17 protein-coding genes and 1 pseudogene are annotated in these 16,599 nt (G+C 57.3%); 8 read left to right on the top strand and 10 right to left on the bottom strand.

Features of this window, described 5'->3' with window-relative positions; all coding sequences use genetic code 11:
• The first annotated feature begins 77 nt into the window (after positions 1 to 77).
• Together ACEPLT_RS09815 and ACEPLT_RS09820 are read left to right on the top strand one after the other, a co-directional pair.
• A complete protein-coding gene (locus ACEPLT_RS09815; RefSeq protein ID WP_008500518.1) occupies positions 78 to 1,103 on the top strand; it encodes an LLM class flavin-dependent oxidoreductase in 1,026 nt (341 codons plus the stop codon).
• Between the two features lie 25 nt (positions 1,104 to 1,128).
• Positions 1,129 to 2,076: a zinc-dependent alcohol dehydrogenase family protein gene (locus ACEPLT_RS09820; protein ID WP_232928826.1), complete on the top strand. Its 948-nt coding sequence runs from the start codon at positions 1,129 to 1,131 to the stop codon at positions 2,074 to 2,076.
• A 3-nt stretch (positions 2,077 to 2,079) separates the two neighbouring features.
• On the opposite strand, the gene ACEPLT_RS09825 is transcribed toward ACEPLT_RS09820, so the two are convergent.
• A complete protein-coding gene (locus tag ACEPLT_RS09825) occupies positions 2,080 to 3,114 on the bottom strand; it encodes an AI-2E family transporter (protein ID WP_032674659.1) in 1,035 nt (344 codons plus the stop codon).
• A 133-nt stretch (positions 3,115 to 3,247) separates the two neighbouring features.
• Between ACEPLT_RS09825 and ACEPLT_RS09830 the strand changes: the two genes are divergently transcribed.
• From ACEPLT_RS09830 to ACEPLT_RS09850, 5 genes and pseudogenes are all read left to right on the top strand, one after another.
• Entirely contained in the window at positions 3,248 to 3,418 is a 171-nt protein-coding gene (locus ACEPLT_RS09830; protein WP_085930315.1) for a protein YdgV, read from the top strand.
• A gap of 117 nt (positions 3,419 to 3,535) precedes the next feature.
• Positions 3,536 to 3,898 carry a multidrug/spermidine efflux SMR transporter subunit MdtJ gene (gene mdtJ, locus ACEPLT_RS09835; protein WP_008502463.1) on the top strand — a complete coding sequence of 121 codons (363 nt, stop codon included), beginning with the start codon at positions 3,536 to 3,538 and terminating at the stop codon, positions 3,896 to 3,898.
• Positions 3,885 to 4,214, top strand: a complete 330-nt coding sequence (gene mdtI / locus ACEPLT_RS09840; protein ID WP_008502462.1) for a multidrug/spermidine efflux SMR transporter subunit MdtI — start codon at positions 3,885 to 3,887, stop codon at positions 4,212 to 4,214. Before mdtJ ends, mdtI begins: the two co-directional genes overlap by 14 nt.
• Before the next feature lie 84 nt (positions 4,215 to 4,298).
• Positions 4,299 to 5,144, top strand: a pseudogene (locus tag ACEPLT_RS09845) (CHASE4 domain-containing protein); the annotation flags it as partial.
• 68 nt (positions 5,145 to 5,212) lie between these two features.
• Positions 5,213 to 5,320 (top strand): hypothetical protein, encoded by a 108-nt coding sequence (locus tag ACEPLT_RS09850; RefSeq protein WP_337059555.1) that lies wholly within the window; start codon positions 5,213 to 5,215, stop codon positions 5,318 to 5,320.
• Position 5,321: 1 nt separating this feature from the next.
• Here ACEPLT_RS09850 and ACEPLT_RS09855 read toward each other — a convergent pair whose 3' ends face one another.
• The 9 genes from ACEPLT_RS09855 to puuD all read right to left on the bottom strand — a co-directional run bounded on the left by ACEPLT_RS09855 (position 5,322) and on the right by puuD (position 14,879).
• Positions 5,322 to 6,143 carry a trypsin-like serine peptidase gene (locus ACEPLT_RS09855; protein WP_008502460.1) on the bottom strand — a complete coding sequence of 274 codons (822 nt, stop codon included), beginning with the start codon at positions 6,141 to 6,143 and terminating at the stop codon, positions 5,322 to 5,324.
• Between the two features lie 280 nt (positions 6,144 to 6,423).
• On the bottom strand, positions 6,424 to 6,798 hold the full coding sequence (gene asr / locus ACEPLT_RS09860; RefSeq protein WP_021241183.1) for an acid resistance repetitive basic protein Asr: 375 nt from the start codon (positions 6,796 to 6,798) through the stop codon (positions 6,424 to 6,426).
• Between the two features lie 174 nt (positions 6,799 to 6,972).
• On the bottom strand, positions 6,973 to 7,512 hold the full coding sequence (locus tag ACEPLT_RS09865) for a thioredoxin fold domain-containing protein (protein WP_008502459.1): 540 nt from the start codon (positions 7,510 to 7,512) through the stop codon (positions 6,973 to 6,975).
• Positions 7,513 to 7,668: 156 nt separating this feature from the next.
• Entirely contained in the window at positions 7,669 to 9,156 is a 1,488-nt protein-coding gene (locus tag ACEPLT_RS09870) for a carboxypeptidase M32 (protein ID WP_232928828.1), read from the bottom strand.
• A gap of 150 nt (positions 9,157 to 9,306) precedes the next feature.
• Complete coding sequence (gene puuE / locus ACEPLT_RS09875) at positions 9,307 to 10,578, bottom strand: 4-aminobutyrate transaminase (protein ID WP_021241186.1); 1,272 nt, start codon at positions 10,576 to 10,578, stop codon at positions 9,307 to 9,309.
• Positions 10,579 to 10,603: 25 nt separating this feature from the next.
• Positions 10,604 to 11,884, bottom strand: a complete 1,281-nt coding sequence (locus tag ACEPLT_RS09880) for an NAD(P)/FAD-dependent oxidoreductase (protein WP_025911468.1) — start codon at positions 11,882 to 11,884, stop codon at positions 10,604 to 10,606.
• Complete coding sequence (gene puuC / locus ACEPLT_RS09885; protein WP_232928830.1) at positions 11,881 to 13,374, bottom strand: aldehyde dehydrogenase PuuC; 1,494 nt, start codon at positions 13,372 to 13,374, stop codon at positions 11,881 to 11,883. The genes ACEPLT_RS09880 and puuC overlap by 4 nt, the downstream gene beginning before the upstream one ends.
• Positions 13,375 to 13,531: 157 nt before the next feature.
• The gene (puuR, locus tag ACEPLT_RS09890; RefSeq protein WP_008502454.1) at positions 13,532 to 14,089 is read right to left on the bottom strand and encodes an HTH-type transcriptional regulator PuuR; all 558 of its coding nucleotides are present in this window, start codon (positions 14,087 to 14,089) and stop codon (positions 13,532 to 13,534) included.
• A gap of 25 nt (positions 14,090 to 14,114) precedes the next feature.
• Entirely contained in the window at positions 14,115 to 14,879 is a 765-nt protein-coding gene (gene puuD, locus ACEPLT_RS09895) for a gamma-glutamyl-gamma-aminobutyrate hydrolase (RefSeq protein ID WP_232928832.1), read from the bottom strand.
• 214 nt (positions 14,880 to 15,093) lie between these two features.
• Between puuD and ACEPLT_RS09900 the strand changes: the two genes are divergently transcribed.
• Positions 15,094 to 16,512: a glutamine synthetase family protein gene (locus ACEPLT_RS09900; protein WP_047075214.1), complete on the top strand. Its 1,419-nt coding sequence runs from the start codon at positions 15,094 to 15,096 to the stop codon at positions 16,510 to 16,512.
• The last annotated feature ends 87 nt before the right edge of the window (positions 16,513 to 16,599 follow it).

Here is a 16,599-nt window from a genome sequence, read left to right on the forward strand (position 1 = left end):
TTAAATAAACGGCATTTATTCTTACCGGGTAATGCGTAAAGTGGACAGAACGCAACGCATTATCAGGACACAGGGTTATGAAAAAGATCGGATTTTTATCCTTTGGCCACTGGACGCCTTCACCGCAGTCCGGCACGCGCTCGGCGGCCGATACGCTGCTGCAGTCCATCGATTTAGCCGTGGCGGCTGAAGAGCTGGGGGCAGACGGCGCCTATTTCCGCGTGCACCACTTCGCCCGACAGCTTAGCTCGCCGTTCCCTCTGCTGGCCGCCATTGGCGCAAAAACGAAGACCATCGAAATCGGTACCGGCGTGATCGATATGCGCTATGAAAATCCGATGTACATGGCCGAAGATGCGGGCGCGGCGGATCTGATTTCCGGCGGTCGCCTGCAGCTGGGCATCAGCCGGGGCTCACCGGAGCAGGTTATTGATGGCTGGCGGCATTTCGGCTATGTCCCGCAGGAAGGGGAAAACGAGTCGGATATGGCGCGTCGTCATACCGAGGTGCTGCTTGAGGTGCTGCGTGGGGAAGGGTTTGCCAAACCGAACCCACAGCCAATGTTCCCCAATCCACCGGGGTTGCTGCGTCTGGAGCCTTATTCAGAAGGGCTGCGCGAGCGTATCTGGTGGGGCGCGGGTTCTAATGCGACGGCGGTATGGGCGGCAAAACTGGGCATGAACCTGCAAAGCTCAACGCTGAAGGACGATGAAACCGGCGAGCCGTTCCACATTCAGCAGGCAAAACAGATCCGCGCGTACCGTCAGGCCTGGAAAGACGCAGGGCATACGCGCGAGCCGCGCGTGTCGGTTAGCCGCAGTATTTTTGCGCTGATGGACGACCGTGACCGGATGTATTTCGGTGCCAGCCGCAACGACAGCGATAGCGTGGGTTATCTTGATGAGAAAACGCGCGCCATCTTCGGGCGCAGCTATGCCGCGGAGCCGGACAAGCTGGTTGAACAGCTGAAAAAAGACGAGGCGATTGCCGAGGCGGATACGCTCTTACTGACCGTACCGAACCAGCTGGGGGTGGATTATAATGCGCACGTGATTGAGTCTATTCTCAAACATGTCGCACCGGCAATGGGCTGGCGCGAGTAGTTCCGCTATCAGCCTTGAGATCGTAATGGAAAACCTGGCCCTCTGGTATCGCCGGTTTGGCGAGCCAGAATCTGTTCTGCAACCTGAAACCGCGCCGCTGGGCGCGCTTGCGCCCGGACAGCTCCGCGTGCGGATGCTGTTTTCTCCGGTCAACGCGTCCGATCTTATCCCCATCACCGGCGCCTATCGCCACAGAACACCCTTACCGGCGGTCGCGGGGTATGAAGGTGTCGGGGTTGTCACCGGGGCGCCCGCCTCGTTTAAGCATCTGGTGGGTAAGCGCGTCCTGCCGCTGCGCGGTCAGGGCACCTGGCAGCGCTATGTGGACTGTCCGGCAGAGTATGCGATACCCGTTCCGGACGTTGTCGACTCGCGCCTGGCCGCGCGGGCCTACATCAACCCGCTGGCGGCGCAGATGATGCTGACCCGCTACCCGCCGCGCGGAAAGCGGGTCTTGCTCACGGCTGCAGGATCCGATTGCGCCATCCTGCTGGGGCAGTGGGCGCGTCAGGCGGGGGCGGAAGCGGTGTTCGGCATTCACCGTTCCGCCGTGCATGCTGAACGGCTGGAGGCGATGGGGATCGCGCCTGTCGCGCAGCATGACGCGCACAGAATCGGCGCCGTCGCCGCCCGTAGCGATATCGTCTACGATGCCACCGGCGGGCCGCTTGCGGAAACGATCCTCAGCGTGATGCCCGAGCAGGGCATGTTTGTCTGCTACGGGCTGCTCTCCGGGCAAGCCTTCACACAGCGGCGGCCTGCGCCGCGCGTGGCGTGGTTCCATATCCGAAACGGTCTGGATGCGCTCAGCGTTGAGGCGTGGCGCGCGGAGTTCGATCGCATCTGGCTGAGGTTGGCCGACAGTGAGTACAGCGACGTTACGGTGTACCCGCTGGCGGAGTGGCGAAGGGCGCTCAGCGCTTATCGTGAAGGTGGAAGGACCCGCAAGCCCCTCCTGTCGATGGCGGAATGACGGCTATTTATGACTCATATCGCTCAGCAGCACGGCGATACTTTGCCCGCCCGCCGTCTGCTCCAGACCAATCTTGACGATGATGGTGAGCGGAACGGAGAGCAGCATCCCAACGGGCCCGAGCAGCCAGCCCCAGAATATCAGGGACAAAAAGACCACCAGCGTGGACAGCCCCAGGCCCCGGCCCATCATGCGCGGTTCCAGTATGTTACCGAACACCAGATTGATGACCAGGTATCCGGCCAGCAGGATCAGCGCGTCATAAAGCCCGCTGAAAACCAGCACCTGAAGGATAGGGGGGATCGCCGCCAGCACGGAGCCGATGTTGGGAATGTAGTTAAGCGCAAACGCCAGTAACCCCCAGACGAACGCAAAGCGGACGTCCAGCGCCAGAAGCATCACCCAGACGATAACGCCCGTCACCAGGCTAATGGCCGTTTTCAGCACCAGATAGCGGGAGACGCTGTCCAGCGCGCGTTGGATCGCCCCCATTCCTTCAACCGGACGGACCATGATCTGCTGCAGCTTTGCCGGCAGCTGGGGCACCTCCAGCAGCATAAATACCACCGTTAAGAACAGCAGGAAAATAGAGGTCATGGCGTTGGAAAGCTGCGTCAGCAGGCTGGTGACGATCGTCATCGCCGCATTGGGGTCGATATATTTCAGGAGTTCCTCAACCGAGATTTCGATCCCCGCGCGCTGCAGCCAGGGCTCCAGCTGCAGCAGGGGGATCGCCAGCGAAGAGCGATATTTCGGCAGCGTTCGCGCCAGTTCATTGAGCGAGGTGCCCAGATAAGCGACCAGCAGCACCATCGCCACAATAATGATGCTGATAAGCAGCGTGATGGCCAGCACGCGCGGGACGCGCAGCCGCGTCATGCGCTGCACCAGCGGGTTGAGGATCACCGCAATAAACAGGGCCAGAATAAAGGGCACAATAATGTCGGCGGCAAAGCGCACGCCTGTCAATATGATCACCAGCATGCCCAGCATGATGACAATCTTTAACCCGTTCAGGGTAATGATGGGTTTAGCCATGGTGACTCCGCAATTTTCGTTATTTTTATAATAAAGGCGAAAGGCGTTGCAATAAACTAACCAAAATCAAACGGGGTGGGTAAAGAATTGCAAAGACTTTGAGTAAAATCCTGGCTTATGGTACAAATTCGGTGTGTTTAACTACCGAGGACAATTTTCATCCGCAAAGACGAGAAGCAACAACGCGGATAATTGTAATTTTATGGACAATATGTTCAGGACGTACTCTTCAAACAATACTGCTGTATACTCCACCTCTTTCTGCCTGCTTTCTGGTGAGCAACACTGGCGCACCGCACTCTAGTCATTTCTTCTGCCTGAGCTGGCGCTAAGCGCTTAGCTGACTGATTTCAATTCGTATTTTTGGGTTTGCTGCACGCAGCGGGCCACGATGGATTATATTCTCAAGCAGGAGAAAAACATGTTTTACTGGATTTTATTAGCACTGGCTATTATTGCTGAAATTACCGGCACGCTGTCGATGAAGTGGGCAAGCGTCAGCGATGGCAATACTGGTTTTATTTTGATGCTGGTGATGATTTCGCTTTCTTATATTTTCCTCTCATTTGCGGTGAAAAAAATTGCGCTGGGCGTCGCGTATGCCCTGTGGGAAGGGATCGGTATTTTGTTGATTACGCTGTTCAGCGTTCTGATATTTGACGAAACATTAACAACAATGAAGGTCGCCGGATTAACGACGCTGGTCGCGGGTATTGTGCTGATTAAATCAGGTACCCGTAAGCCGTCTAAAGTGCAGAAGGAGCAGAACCATGCAACAGTTTGAGTGGGTTCATGCGGCCTGGCTGGGGTTCGCCATCGTGCTGGAAATTCTGGCGAACGTTCTGCTGAAATTCTCCGATGGTTTTCGCCGTAAGCTCTACGGCCTGATGTCGATTGCCGCGGTTCTGGGCGCGTTCAGCGCGCTGTCCCAGGCGGTAAAAGGGATTGACCTGTCGGTGGCCTATGCGCTGTGGGGCGGTTTTGGTATCGCCGCCACGCTGGCCGCAGGCTGGGTGCTCTTCGGTCAGCGTTTAAATAACAAGGGCTGGATGGGACTCATCTTGCTGCTTGCCGGTATGATTATGATAAAACTCGCCTGACGCTCATAAAGCCATCCTTTACAGGCAGCGAAATTCGCTGCCTGTATTACGCTTAGAAAAGCAAAACCCTGAAGAGGATGGCGGATGTATCGCACATTAAGCTGGCGCAATATTCCCACCGCGAGAACGTTGTTTGCCATGGTCTTTATGGCGGGCATCGGCTTAATCATCTCCGTCGTCGCACTCCTCTATCTTTCCCTGCATCTTATCAGCACCAAAACCAATGAAATTGATGAACATCGCGCGGCGCTTTCCGTGCAGGGGGCCATTCAGACATCGGTCAACCGCGTCTCCTCGCTGGTGCTGGATAACGCCGTCTGGGACGATGCGGTGCGGGAGGCCTACCGTCCCACGCTCGATACCAACTGGTTGTATAACACCTGGGGCGCCGGCTTTAAAATCAACAACCTCTATGATGGCACCTTCGTGCTTGATGAGCATTTCAACGTCATCTGGGGATCGTTTCAAAGTCAGCCATTTCAGGAGACGAATCTCGATTTTTTCGGCAAGGGGCTGAAAGCCCTGATTGCTCAGCACGCGCGCGCCTTATCAGGCGATAAAAATATCTATGCCGGGATCAGCAAAACGCGAAGCGGCGTCGCCTTTGTGGGCATTGGGCTGATTCGCCCGATGGTCGGAAGATTACAGGTTACCGACGGAACGCGCCGCTATCTGGTAATCACCCGTCATCTGAACGCCAGAATTTTATCCGACCTGGGGTCGACCTTTCAGATCGATAACCTGCACTTTACGCCGGATAAAATTAACGAGCTGAGTATGCCGCTGCGCAGCTCGGCAGGGGAGCTGCTGGGCTATCTTAACTGGCAGGCACGGCTTCCGGGAGCGCAGGCCGCCCGGGCGGCATCCTCTGATATCACCCAGATTGTCGTGCTGGCATCGGCCCTGATCCTGCTCTTTATTCTGGTGAGCGGCACGGTGCGGATCGCCAACGCGCTGGGATGGCGGTGGTCGCCGAAGGGGTCGAAACCGAAAGACAAATGAAACTGCTGCGGCTGGCTGGCTGCGATCAACTGCAGGGTTTCTGGTTCAGCCAGCCGATGCCGATTGAGTCAATCAGGGCATTACATCAGGTCAGACGATGCTGATTTACTGCTGCGCCAGCGCTTCCAGCTTGTCGCGAAAGCCGGTCACGGACAAGGCCCGGTTATCGGCCCGCCAGCGATCTTTCGCCGCCGGTGCAGAGCTCTGCACGCCAATCAACTGCCAGCCGTTATCTGTTTTCAGCATCAGCGGTGAACCACTGTCGCCCGGCAACGTATCACACTGGTGCGAGAGTACGCTGGTTTGCGCCCAGCCCGTCACAATACAGTCGGTGTGGGTGTAAAGGGTATCCAGATGGTCGACAGGATAGCCGGACTGCGTCACCTTCCGGTCGGCGGCTTTCAGCGCGGCGGTGAGTGCGTCTTTATCGCCGTCAAATAATGGCAGCGGCGTAATGCCGGAAGGGGGGTAGCGTAAAACGATCAGGCCAAAGTCCCATGAGGCGGCCGCCGGTGGCACGATCCAGCCGTCACCATCCGGTTTCAGCCGTTTGCCGAGAGACGGATCGACCCGGCCTTCAATGCCGTGGATTTCATAGCGCCAGGTCCCTTTTTGCGACACAAACCGCAAGGCCACCGCTTTATCCGGCTTGCCGTTTGGCGGCGTTAACAGACAGTGGCCTGCCGTCAGGGCAAGCTGAGGGGTGATCAACGTCGCAGTACATAAGTTACCGCTGGCGGTTTCCAGTTGACCTATAGCATCCCAGGGCGCCTGGGTGGGATCGGCGACGCGCGTACGGTCGTCATGATTGAAAAAAAGCGTCTTTAGCTCTTTCGCGCTAATGGTGTCATCACCGCCATCATCCGCATGTGAGAATCCAGAAAAAAGACCAAACGTTCCCAGTAACAACACAACAGATTTACGCATATCTCACTCTGGTGGGGGTAATTATGATTATTAAAAGTGAACCCTATGAAAATACTATAGACGGGACAGCGCTAAAGTGGGAGTAAAATCAGCGTGCTACATTCAGGAAAGATAAAAATGGCTGGCGATGAGCGCGCATAAAATAAGCAGGATCAGAATCAGCTCAAACCGATAGCGCCGCAGCATACGCCCTCCGGGGAAAAAAAAACGGCGCGGAACCTGTTCCGGTTCAGCGCCGGTTTACCAACGTGCCCCGAAGGGCACGGTTTAGCTTGTACTCTTACGCAGCTGGCTGTGCAGCTGGTTTAGCAGCTTCGTGTTTTACTGCTTTTTTGTGATGCTTTTTAGCAGCCTGGGCTTTCTGCTCTACAGCCGGTTTGGTCGCTTTTTTGTGGTGCTTTTTAGCAGCCTGGGCTTTCTGCTCTGCAGCTGGTTTGGTCGCTTTTTTGTGGTGCTTTTTAGCGGCCTGGGCTTTTTGCTCTGCAGCCGGTTTAGCGGCTTTATGATGTTTCTTGTGATGGACAGTTTTTGCTGGCGCCGCGGTGGTCGTTGCAGCAGGTGCCGCAGCAGCCGGTGCAGCAGTGGTTTCAGCAGCGAACGCAGCAGAAGACAGACCCATAGCAGCGGCAACAACCAGAGCTAATACTTTTTTCATGTTCATACCCTCGAATTTGGTTTTTCATTTAACCCCACTGCGGGGCCGTTGAAATAACTATATCCCTGTAAATTCTGGGTTTCCGTGAGTGATTGGTATCGGCGTGTAACGGAATGTACAGAGGGGAGAAAAGTGTACGAACAGACCAAACGCCGCTGCTCGTACAGGTCTCTGTTATCTTTTCAGTGTGGCCAGAATAGCCGCCGGAGACTGACTGCCTATAATCGACCGTGATTCAGGCTCAATAACCACCATTACCGGGGTGACGCTAATGCCCAAACGTTCTGCCAGTGCAGATTGCCGCGCGATCAGATCGGAGCACGCTGTCGTGGTGTCGTTATTCGGTAAAAATCCCGCCATCGCTTGTTGCAGGCTTTTGACCTTATCGGCTGAACACCAGACGCGCCCCATATCTTCAATTACCGAGTCGCGAATGGCGCTGGGCGCAACGGTCAGAAACGACATCGTCAAACCGGCATCCGTATATTGCTTAACGTTTTTCACTACATTGCTGCAGTAAATGCACTGATTATCAATAAACACCAGCAGCTTATATTTTTCAGCGGGAGCCTGAAACGTGATGGGCTGGAGGTCTGCAAGAGAGCGGGTAATATCGTTGAACGCGTCTTGCGGGGTATTATCCGTGGCTGCGAAAGTACTTAAACTGGTCGCACACAGAATCGCTAACACCGTTTTCATTATGCCTTTCATCATTGATCCCTTTATTTTTTTAATCCTGGCCTGATAGCAGTCTAATTGTGTCGGAAGGACACGCATTCATACACCCGGCGCAATCATGGCAATATGTGCTAAATCATATTCTTATTGAAAAGGGTGAGAAGAGTGCCGGAGCAGGCTCCGGCAGAGGGATTAAAGATAACGGGAGGTCAGATGCTCGCGGAAGTAACGGATATTCAGATCTTCACCCGTCGCCTGGGTGATTAACTGCGACGTGCTGAAGCGACTGCCGTGCTGCCAGATGTTCTGACGCAGCCACTCAAAGAGTGCGGAAAAATCGCCCTCAGCGATGGAGGCCTGCAGACCCGGAAGCGCCGTTTTCGCGGCGTGGAACAGCTGTGCGGCATACATGGCCCCCAGCGTATAGGACGGGAAGTAGCCAAAACCGCCGTCGGTCCAGTGGATATCTTGCATACAGCCGTTGCGGTAGTTGTCTTTGGTGGATAACCCGAGCCAGGCCTGCATTTTCTCGTCCCACAGGGCAGGGATATCGTCCACTTCGATCTCGCCGTTGATCAGCGCGCGCTCAATCTCATAGCGCAGCACCACGTGTGCCGGGTAGCTCACTTCGTCCGCATCGACGCGGATATAGCCCGGCTTCACGCGCTGGTTCCAGGCAATAAAATTCTTTTCGCTGAACGCCGCCTGGCTGCCAAAGCGGGCGTGCACCGCAGGGAGAAGATGCTTGAGGAAGGCTTCACTGCGTCCCAGCTGCATCTCAAAGAACAGGCTCTGGGATTCGTGGATCGCGGTTGAGCGGGCGAGGGCAATCGGCTGTCCTGCCCACGCGCGCGGCAGGTTTTGTTCGTAGCGCGCGTGTCCGGTTTCGTGGATCACGCCAAACAGCGCGCTGAGCAGTTCATCCTCGTCGTAGCGCGTGGTGATGCGCACGTCTTCCGGTACGCCGCCGCAGAACGGGTGCGCACTCACGTCGAGGCGACCGCCGTTAAAATCGAAGCCGAGCATCTTCATGGCTTCCAGGCCCAGTTCACGCTGTGTTGCCGTCGGGAAAGGCCCCTGAGGAGGAACAAACGATCGCTGAGCCTGCTTTTCCACGACGTTTGCCAGCAGGTCCGGCAGCCAGGACTTCATGTCGCCGAACAGCACGTCCAGACGGGCGCTGGTCATGTCGGGCTCAAAAATATCCAGCAGCGCGTCGTACGGTGTGCAGCCTTTGGCTTCCGCCCGCAGGCGTGCCTCTTCACGGCTGAGTTTGACCACCTCTTTCAGGTTGGCGGAAAAGCCCTGCCAGTCGTTGGCGGGACGCTGCGTGCGCCAGGCGTGCTCGCACCTGCTGCCCGCCAGGGATTTGGCTTCCACCAGCGATTCCGGCAGCAGGGTCGCCTGCTGGTAGTGGCGCGTCATTTCGCGCAGGTTGGCCTGTTCGACGTCATTCAGATCTTCACCTGCCGCCGCCGCTAAAAGGTCGCCGACTTTTTTATCGGTCAGGATCTGGTGCTGCAGGACGCTCATCTCCGCCAGCGCCTCGCCGCGCGCGGCGCTGCCGCCGGGCGGCATCATGGTAAACATGTCCCAGCTGGCGATGGAGGTAAGGTGCGAGAAGCGGGAGAGACGCTGGAAGGTTTTCACAAGTGACTGATAGGCTGATGTTTTTTGCAATTCTTATTTCCTCATGCCGGGGATGTGTTTCAGGGAGCATACAATGAAACGGACCCAATTCCCCAACATTTCCCACGCGGAGGAAATCTGTGCCGATCTCCTCCGTTGAAACCGTCCCCGGCATTCCGGGAGACGGTTTTAGGTGGGCACTCAGGACTTATCGCGCATAACCTGTTGCAGGATCGCCAGCGCCTGGTTGAACTGGCCATCCGGAATGGTCAGCGGATAAAGGAAGCGGATCACGTTGCCGTACTGGCCGCAGATCAATAACAGCAGGCCCTGGGCGAGCGCCTTTTGCTGGATCGCCTGCGCGATGGCGGCCGACGGTTCACGGCTCTCGGGGTCAAAAAACTCCGCCGCAATCATCGATCCTCTTCCCCTTATCGCCACGAGCGCGGGGAAGGTGCCCTGAATCTCCTCCAGCGTGGCTTTCAGCCGATCGCCCAGCTGACGGGCGCGCGCGCACAGCGACTCGTTGTCGATAATCTTCAGCACCGCGTGCGCGGCGGCCACGGCAAGCGGGTTGCCTGCATAGGTGCCCCCCAGGCCGCCGGGAGCCGGCGCGTCCATGATTTCGGCGCGGCCCACCACGCCGGACAGCGGCATTCCGCCTGCCAGGCTTTTAGCCATCGTCATCAGGTCGGGTTTGTCCGCGTAGTGTTCCATCGCAAACAGTTTCCCCGTACGGGCGAAGCCGCTCTGCACTTCGTCGGCAATCATCACGATCCCGTGCTCATCACAGATACGGCGGATGGCGGCCACCAGCTCTGGCGGGGCGACGTTGAATCCGCCTTCACCCTGAATGGGTTCAAAAATAATCGCCGCCACCTGTTTCGCCTCAATATCTGCTTTGAACAGGCGTTCTATCGCCGTGATGGCATCCTGCGTCGTGATGCCGTGCAGCTCGGAGGGATACGGCACGTGGTAAACCGACCCCGGGAAGGGGCCAAATCCCAGCTTATAAGGCGCGACCTTGCCGGTTAAGGCCATGGTCATATAGGTTCGGCCGTGAAAGCCTCCCCCGAAGGCAATCACACCCGGTCTGCCGGTGTGGGCCCGGGCGATTTTAATGGCATTTTCCACCGCTTCCGCGCCCGTTGTGAAGAACGCCGTTTTGGCCGGGCTCTGCACCGGGGCCAGCTCGTTAAGTTTTTCGGCCAATGAAACGTAGCTTTCATACGGCACAATCTGGTAGGCCGTGTGGGTGAACTGGTGAAGCTGTTTTTCCACTGCGGCCACCAGTTCAGGATGACGATGGCCGGTATTCAGTACCGCGATCCCGGCGGCGAAATCAATATAGTCGTTGCCTTCCACGTCGGTGAGCGTGGCATTCTCCGCCGAGCGGGCAAAGAAATTACACATTACGCCAACGCCGCGCGGGGTGGCAGAAAGTCTGCGCTGATGAAATTCCTGGTTACTCATGTCAGATACCCTTTAGTCGAAACGATCATACGCCAAGACGATCGCGCAGGCTGTAGTACGCCGCGCCCATCGCCGTAAATGGAATCCGCAGGCTGCGGCCGCCCGGGAAGGGGTAGTGCGGGAGGTTGGCAAACGCATCAAAGCGCTCAGCGTCACCGCGCAACAGTTCCGAGATCAGCCGTCCGGCCAGGTGGGTGCAGGTCACGCCGTGGCCGCTGTAGCCCTGCATGTAATAGATGTTTTTATCCAGACGACCAAACTGCGGCATACGGGACAGGGTCAGCAGGAAGTTGCCCGTCCAGCGGTAGTCGATTTTGACGCCTGCCAGCTGAGGGAAAGTTTTCAGCAGCTTTGGCATCACCAGGCGCTCGACATCGTCCGGATCGCGCGCGCCATACACGACGCCACCGCCGTACAGCAGGCGGTTGTCGGCGGTGAGACGGTAGTAATCCAGCAGGTAGTTACAATCTTCCACGCAGTAGTTATTGGGGATCAGCGTGCGGGCGAGCTCTTCCGGCAGCGGAGCGGTGGTCACCACCTGGGTGCCGCAGGGCATGCTGCGTTTTGCCAGCTCCGGTTCGATCTTATCGCCCAGATAGGCATTCCCGGCGACGATCACGTAGCGGGCCGTCACCTGACCATGCTGCGTGCTCACCACGGCCGGGCTGGTGTGCTGAATGGCAGTCACCGGGGACTGTTCATACACCCGCCCACCGTTCAGGCGAATGGCGTCCGCTTCGCCGATCGCCAGGTTCAGCGGATGAATGTGCCCCCCGCTGCGATCCAGCAGCGCGCCGGTATAGCGTTCGCTGTCGACTTCCCGGCGGATGGCGCTGGCGTCCAGCAACTCCAGCTGCGTGTTGCCGTAGCGTTCCCAGTTGGCCTTTTGCTCCTCCAGCGTCTCCAGCTGCTTGTGGTTTAGCGCCACAAACAGCCCGCCGGGACGATAGTCGCACTGGATCTGATAGCGCTGGATTCGCTCCCGAATGATTTCCCCGCCTTCAAACATCATGCTCCCGAGGGCTCTGGCAGCATCGGGGCCGTAGTTTTTCTCAATCACGTCGATGTCGCGGCTGTAGGAGTTAACCAGCTGGCCGCCGTTGCGTCCGCTGGCGCCGAAGCCGATGCGCGCGCCTTCAAGGAGCACCACGTCGTAGCCCATTTCAGCGAGATGCAGCGCGGAGGAGAGGCCGGTATAGCCGCCGCCCACCACGCACACGTCACAGCTGATCGACTCGTTAAGCGTCGGGAAGGGTTCGTAAGCGTTCGCGCTGGCCGCGTAGTAGCTGGTGGTATGTTCGGTCATGATTGAGGCTCCAGGGCAATCCAGATGGTTTTCAGTTCGGTAAATTTTTCCAGCGCGTGCAGGGACTTATCGCGACCGTTGCCGCTCTGCTTATAGCCGCCAAAGGGGACGGTCATATCACCGTCGTTATAGTTATTGACGAAGACCGAGCCTGCCTTCAGGCGGCGGCTCATGCGGTGCGCGCGGGAGAGATCGCGGGTCCATACCGCCGCGCCAAGCCCGTATTCACTGTCGTTGGCCAGCGTTAAGGCTTCCTCTTCGGTTTTAAAACGGGTGACGACCAGCACCGGCCCGAAAATCTCTTCCCGGCACAGCGGGGAGGCAGGGTCGATGTCGACGAAAATGGTTGGACCGACTGCGGAAGGCCACGATTGTTCCCGCCCGTCCAGCAGCAGCGTACCTTTCCGGGTTCCCTCGCGAATAAACGTGTGGACGGTATCGGCGTGCGCGGCGTCGATGAGCATCCCCATCGTGCTGTCGGGGTCGAGCGGATCGCCCGGCTGCCAGTGGCGGGCCTGCGCCTTCAGCCTTGCCAGGAAGTCATCAGCGATGCTGTCTTCGAGCAGCAGGCGGGTGCCGGCGATACAGACTTGCCCCTGGTTATAAAAAATCCCGGCGGCGGTCGCGCTCACGGCCTTGTCCAGGTCCGGACAGTCGGTAAAGATAATGTTGGCGCTTTTGCCGCCCGCCTCCAGCCAGACGCGCTTCATGTTGCTTTCTCCCGCGTCCTTCAACAGCTGCTTGCCGGTACGGGTAGAGCCGGTAAACGTCAGCACCTCAACCTCCGGATGCAGTGCCAGCGCCTGGCCCGCTTCGTGGCCGTAACCGCTTATCACGTTCAGCACGCCGTCAGGCAGGCCCGCCTCTTTCGCCAGTCCGGCCAGCCGCAGGGCGGTGAGCGGTGATTTCTCCGATGGTTTCAATACCACGCTGTTGCCCGCGATCAGCGCCGGTCCCAGCTTCCAGCAGGCCAGCAGCAGCGGGAAGTTCCAGGGGACGATGGCCGCGACAACCCCGATGGGCTCGCGCACGATCATCGCCAGCTCGCCCGGACCCGTAGGCGCCACTTCGCCGTAGACTTTATCCGCCGCTTCGGCGTACCAGCGAATGGCGCGCGCCGCGCCGGGAATATCGTCGCGCAGGCTGTGGCGGATGGGTTTACCGGTGTCCAGCGTTTCCAGTAAGGCCAGCTCTTCGCTATGGCGTTCCATTAAATCGGCGAGCGTATTGAGCACGGCCTTGCGCTGCGCCGGAGACGCCTGCGACCAGTCACCGCGCTCAAATACCGCACGCGCGGCCTGAACCGCGCGGTCCACGTCCGCCTGCTTGCCCCGTGCGACGTTCGCCAGCGTCTGCTGGGTCGCGGGATTGACGGTGTCAAACGTGGCATTATCGGCGGCGTCACAATAGGCGCCGTTAATAAATAACCGGGTCTCAATGGCGCTATTTTTTGCTTTATCCTGCCAGTAAGTCAGGTGCTGAAAATGCATATTCACTCCTTTCTTTCGCAATCAGATAAATAAAGGCATGGCCGTTTCAGGCAATACGAAGCCGTGGGGCATCCCGGGAATTAACCCGTTAAATGCCGACAGCGATCGTTTTTATATTTCCCGGCGTAAGCGCGCTTACGCCGGGACTGAGTGGTAATTAGAACGTGGTAGGGGTGTGGGCACTGATAATGCGGCAGATGCCTGCCGAGGTGTTGCTGAAGCTGTGCGGTATGCCGGTATTGATGGCATAGCTCTGCCCCGCAACCAGGTGATATTGCTGGCCATTAATGGTCAACAATATTTCACCTTCCAGTATCGTACCGATCTCCTCACCCTGGTGTTTGATCCTCTCTCCGGTCGTGGTTCCAGGCTGGTAAGTTTCAAAAATCATCGCCAGCGTACGGTTCGGATTTCCGTTATGAACCAGCTTCATCGAAACCCCCTGACTGCCTATTTCGATAAGGTCTTCCTGATTAATAACCACCTGCGGTTCATCAGGTTTTTCCGGTTCCGAAAAGAATTCCGAGAGCGACAGCCCATAAACTTTCAGCAGCTTTTGCAGCGTACTGATAGCAGGACTGACTTTGTCCTGCTCAATGGTGCTGATGGCACTGTGTGTTAACCCAGACAGTTCGGCGGCACGCCGCTGCGAGAGACCCAGCTGCTGGCGGATCTCAGACAGACGTTTCCCTGGCGCCAGTCCGTCATCGCTCATAGTTGCATTTCCTTTACGGTAGTGGTCAAAGCCGCTGCTTCTCGGCAATGTGGCTTTGACAGGCGGTGATAAAACCTTCAAACAACATACGGGACAGGGCGTACTCGCTGCTGTTCCATTCGGGGTGCCATTGCACGCCGAGGGCAAAAGGGTGGTCATGAACGCTGACCGCCTCGACCAGCCCATCCGTCGAGCGGGCCTCCACGCGAAGCCGTGGTCCTAACGTCCGTGCACCTTGCCCGTGTAACGAGTTTACCCAAAATGTGTTACAGCCTGGTATTAATTGAGACAGCAGTCCTCCCTCCTGAACCTGAACTTCATGAGACGGGGCGTATTGTAGCTCAACCGGCAGTTCAGGATCTTCCCGGTGCTCGAGCAGGTCGTTCTGCTCGAACAGGCGGCGATACAGCGTCCCCCCCGTTGCAACAACGAGTTCCTGCAGCCCCCGGCAGATGGCGAAAATGGGGATGCGCCTTTCGAGCGCGGCGGCAATCAGCGCCATACTCAGAAGATCTCGCCCGGGATCGGCGTCAGGCTCATCGCCGTTTTCACCATAAAGGTGCGGCTGCACGTTACTTGGGCTGCCCGGCAGGTAAATTCCGTCAAGCGTTGGCAGCAGAGCGGTGAGCAGCTCTGGCTCTGCCAGCGCATGCGGTAAGGCAACTGGTAAACCCCCCGCGTTAATAATGGCATTCAGGTACTTTTCTTGCAGGGTCTGGGTCTCATGACCCTTAAGCCTGTTTCTACACATCACCACGCCAATAACTGGCTTGTTCATTATATTTTCCATGATCGCCCTCACAATGTGGACTAAATTTAGGCCATTTTCGCCTGATAAACGGCCTTTTCGTTCAATATTTTCTCAATTTAGCAACGGGATCTGCCTTTTGCAAACTTAATTTAACATTTGACAAACAATTTATTTGCATACAGATTCGATAGGGTGGACATTATATTTGACAGTCCAGAGCAGCGAACGCAAATCCCAAAAACGGTGGTAAATCATGGAAACCAATATCGTAGAAGTTGAGAACTTTGTGCAGCACACGGATGAGAGGCGGGGCAGCGCCTTTACGCAGGAAGTGAAGCGCTATTTAGAAAAGTATCCTGACACCCAGTTTATTGATGTCCTCCTGACCGACCTGAACGGCTGTTTTCGCGGCAAGCGCATCCCGGTTGCCGGACTGAGCAAGCTTGAAAAAGGCTGCTATTTCCCGGCATCGGTTTTCGCCATGGACATTTTAGGTAACGTCGTGGAAGAGGCGGGTCTGGGGCAGGAGCTCGGCGAGCCGGACTGTATCTGCGTGCCGGTGCCGGGCACCCTGACGCCGTCCGCCGCCGACCCGGAATACATTGGTCAGGTGCAGCTCACCATGGTCGATGAAGATGGCGCTCCCTTTGACGTTGAGCCGCGGAATGTACTCAACCGACTCTGGCAGCAGCTGCGCCAGCGCGGCCTGTTCCCCGTGGTAGCGGTAGAGCTGGAGTTCTATTTACTTGACCGTAAACGCGATGCCGACGGCTATCTGCAGCCCCCCTGCGCGCCGGGCACCGACGTGCGTAACACGCAGAGTCAGGTCTACTCGGTTGATAATCTTAACCATTTTGCTGACGTGCTGAACGACATTGACGAACTGGCGCAGCTGCAGCTGATCCCCGCCGACGGGGCCGTGGCTGAGGCCTCCCCGGGCCAGTTTGAGATAAACCTGCACCATACGGAAAACGTGCTTGATGCCTGCGATGATGCGCTGGCGCTTAAGCGTCTCGTCAGGCAGATGGCAGAAAAACATAAGATGCACGCCACGTTTATGGCAAAGCCGTATGAAGAGCATGCGGGCAGCGGGATGCATATCCACATCAGCATGCAAAACAACCGAGGCGAAAACGTGCTCGCAGACGCCAGCGGCGAGGATTCCGCGCTGCTGAAACGCGCGCTGGCCGGGATGATCGACCTGATGCCTGCGTCCATGGCGCTGCTGGCACCGAACGTCAACTCCTACCGCCGTTTCCAGCCGGGGATGTACGTGCCGACGCAGGCGTCATGGGGACACAATAATCGCACCGTTGCCCTGCGTATCCCCTGCGGCGATCGCCATAACCATCGGGTCGAGTACCGGGTGGCGGGCGCTGACGCGAACCCGTATCTGGTGATGGCGGCGATTTTTGCCGGCATTCTACACGGGCTGGATAACGATTTACCCCTGCAGGAAGAAGTGGAAGGCAATGGTCTGGAGCAGGACGGGCTGCCGTTCCCGATTCGTCAGAGCGATGCGCTGTGGGAATTTATGCAAAACGATAGCCTTCGCGAGCGGCTGGGCGAACGTTTCTGCCACGTCTATCACGCCTGCAAAAATGATGAATTACTGCAGTTTGAACGCCTGATTACCGAAACGGAAATTGAGTGGATGCTGAAAAACGCCTGATGACGTGCCCCGGTAAGGGGCCGCTTTATTTCATCTGACACGTATCACCAAACGGCCTGCGCGGAGCCTGGCCTAACTGTTCGCTGG

Source organism: Enterobacter sp. fkY84-1, assembly GCF_052974705.1.

Coding starts and splice junctions, on each gene's coding strand:
- ACEPLT_RS09815 (WP_008500518.1), top strand. CDS start 78: ATGAAAAAGATCGGATTTTTATCCTTTGGCCACTGGACGCCTTCACCG.
- ACEPLT_RS09820 (WP_232928826.1), top strand. CDS start 1,129: ATGGAAAACCTGGCCCTCTGGTATCGCCGGTTTGGCGAGCCAGAATCT.
- ACEPLT_RS09825 (WP_032674659.1), bottom strand. CDS start 3,114: ATGGCTAAACCCATCATTACCCTGAACGGGTTAAAGATTGTCATCATG.
- mdtJ (WP_008502463.1), top strand. CDS start 3,536: ATGTTTTACTGGATTTTATTAGCACTGGCTATTATTGCTGAAATTACC.
- mdtI (WP_008502462.1), top strand. CDS start 3,885: ATGCAACAGTTTGAGTGGGTTCATGCGGCCTGGCTGGGGTTCGCCATC.
- ACEPLT_RS09850 (WP_337059555.1), top strand. CDS start 5,213: ATGAAACTGCTGCGGCTGGCTGGCTGCGATCAACTGCAGGGTTTCTGG.
- ACEPLT_RS09855 (WP_008502460.1), bottom strand. CDS start 6,143: ATGCGTAAATCTGTTGTGTTGTTACTGGGAACGTTTGGTCTTTTTTCT.
- asr (WP_021241183.1), bottom strand. CDS start 6,798: ATGAAAAAAGTATTAGCTCTGGTTGTTGCCGCTGCTATGGGTCTGTCT.
- ACEPLT_RS09865 (WP_008502459.1), bottom strand. CDS start 7,512: ATGATGAAAGGCATAATGAAAACGGTGTTAGCGATTCTGTGTGCGACC.
- puuE (WP_021241186.1), bottom strand. CDS start 10,578: ATGAGTAACCAGGAATTTCATCAGCGCAGACTTTCTGCCACCCCGCGC.
- ACEPLT_RS09880 (WP_025911468.1), bottom strand. CDS start 11,884: ATGACCGAACATACCACCAGCTACTACGCGGCCAGCGCGAACGCTTAC.
- puuC (WP_232928830.1), bottom strand. CDS start 13,374: ATGCATTTTCAGCACCTGACTTACTGGCAGGATAAAGCAAAAAATAGC.
- puuR (WP_008502454.1), bottom strand. CDS start 14,089: ATGAGCGATGACGGACTGGCGCCAGGGAAACGTCTGTCTGAGATCCGC.
- puuD (WP_232928832.1), bottom strand. CDS start 14,879: ATGGAAAATATAATGAACAAGCCAGTTATTGGCGTGGTGATGTGTAGA.
- ACEPLT_RS09900 (WP_047075214.1), top strand. CDS start 15,094: ATGGAAACCAATATCGTAGAAGTTGAGAACTTTGTGCAGCACACGGAT.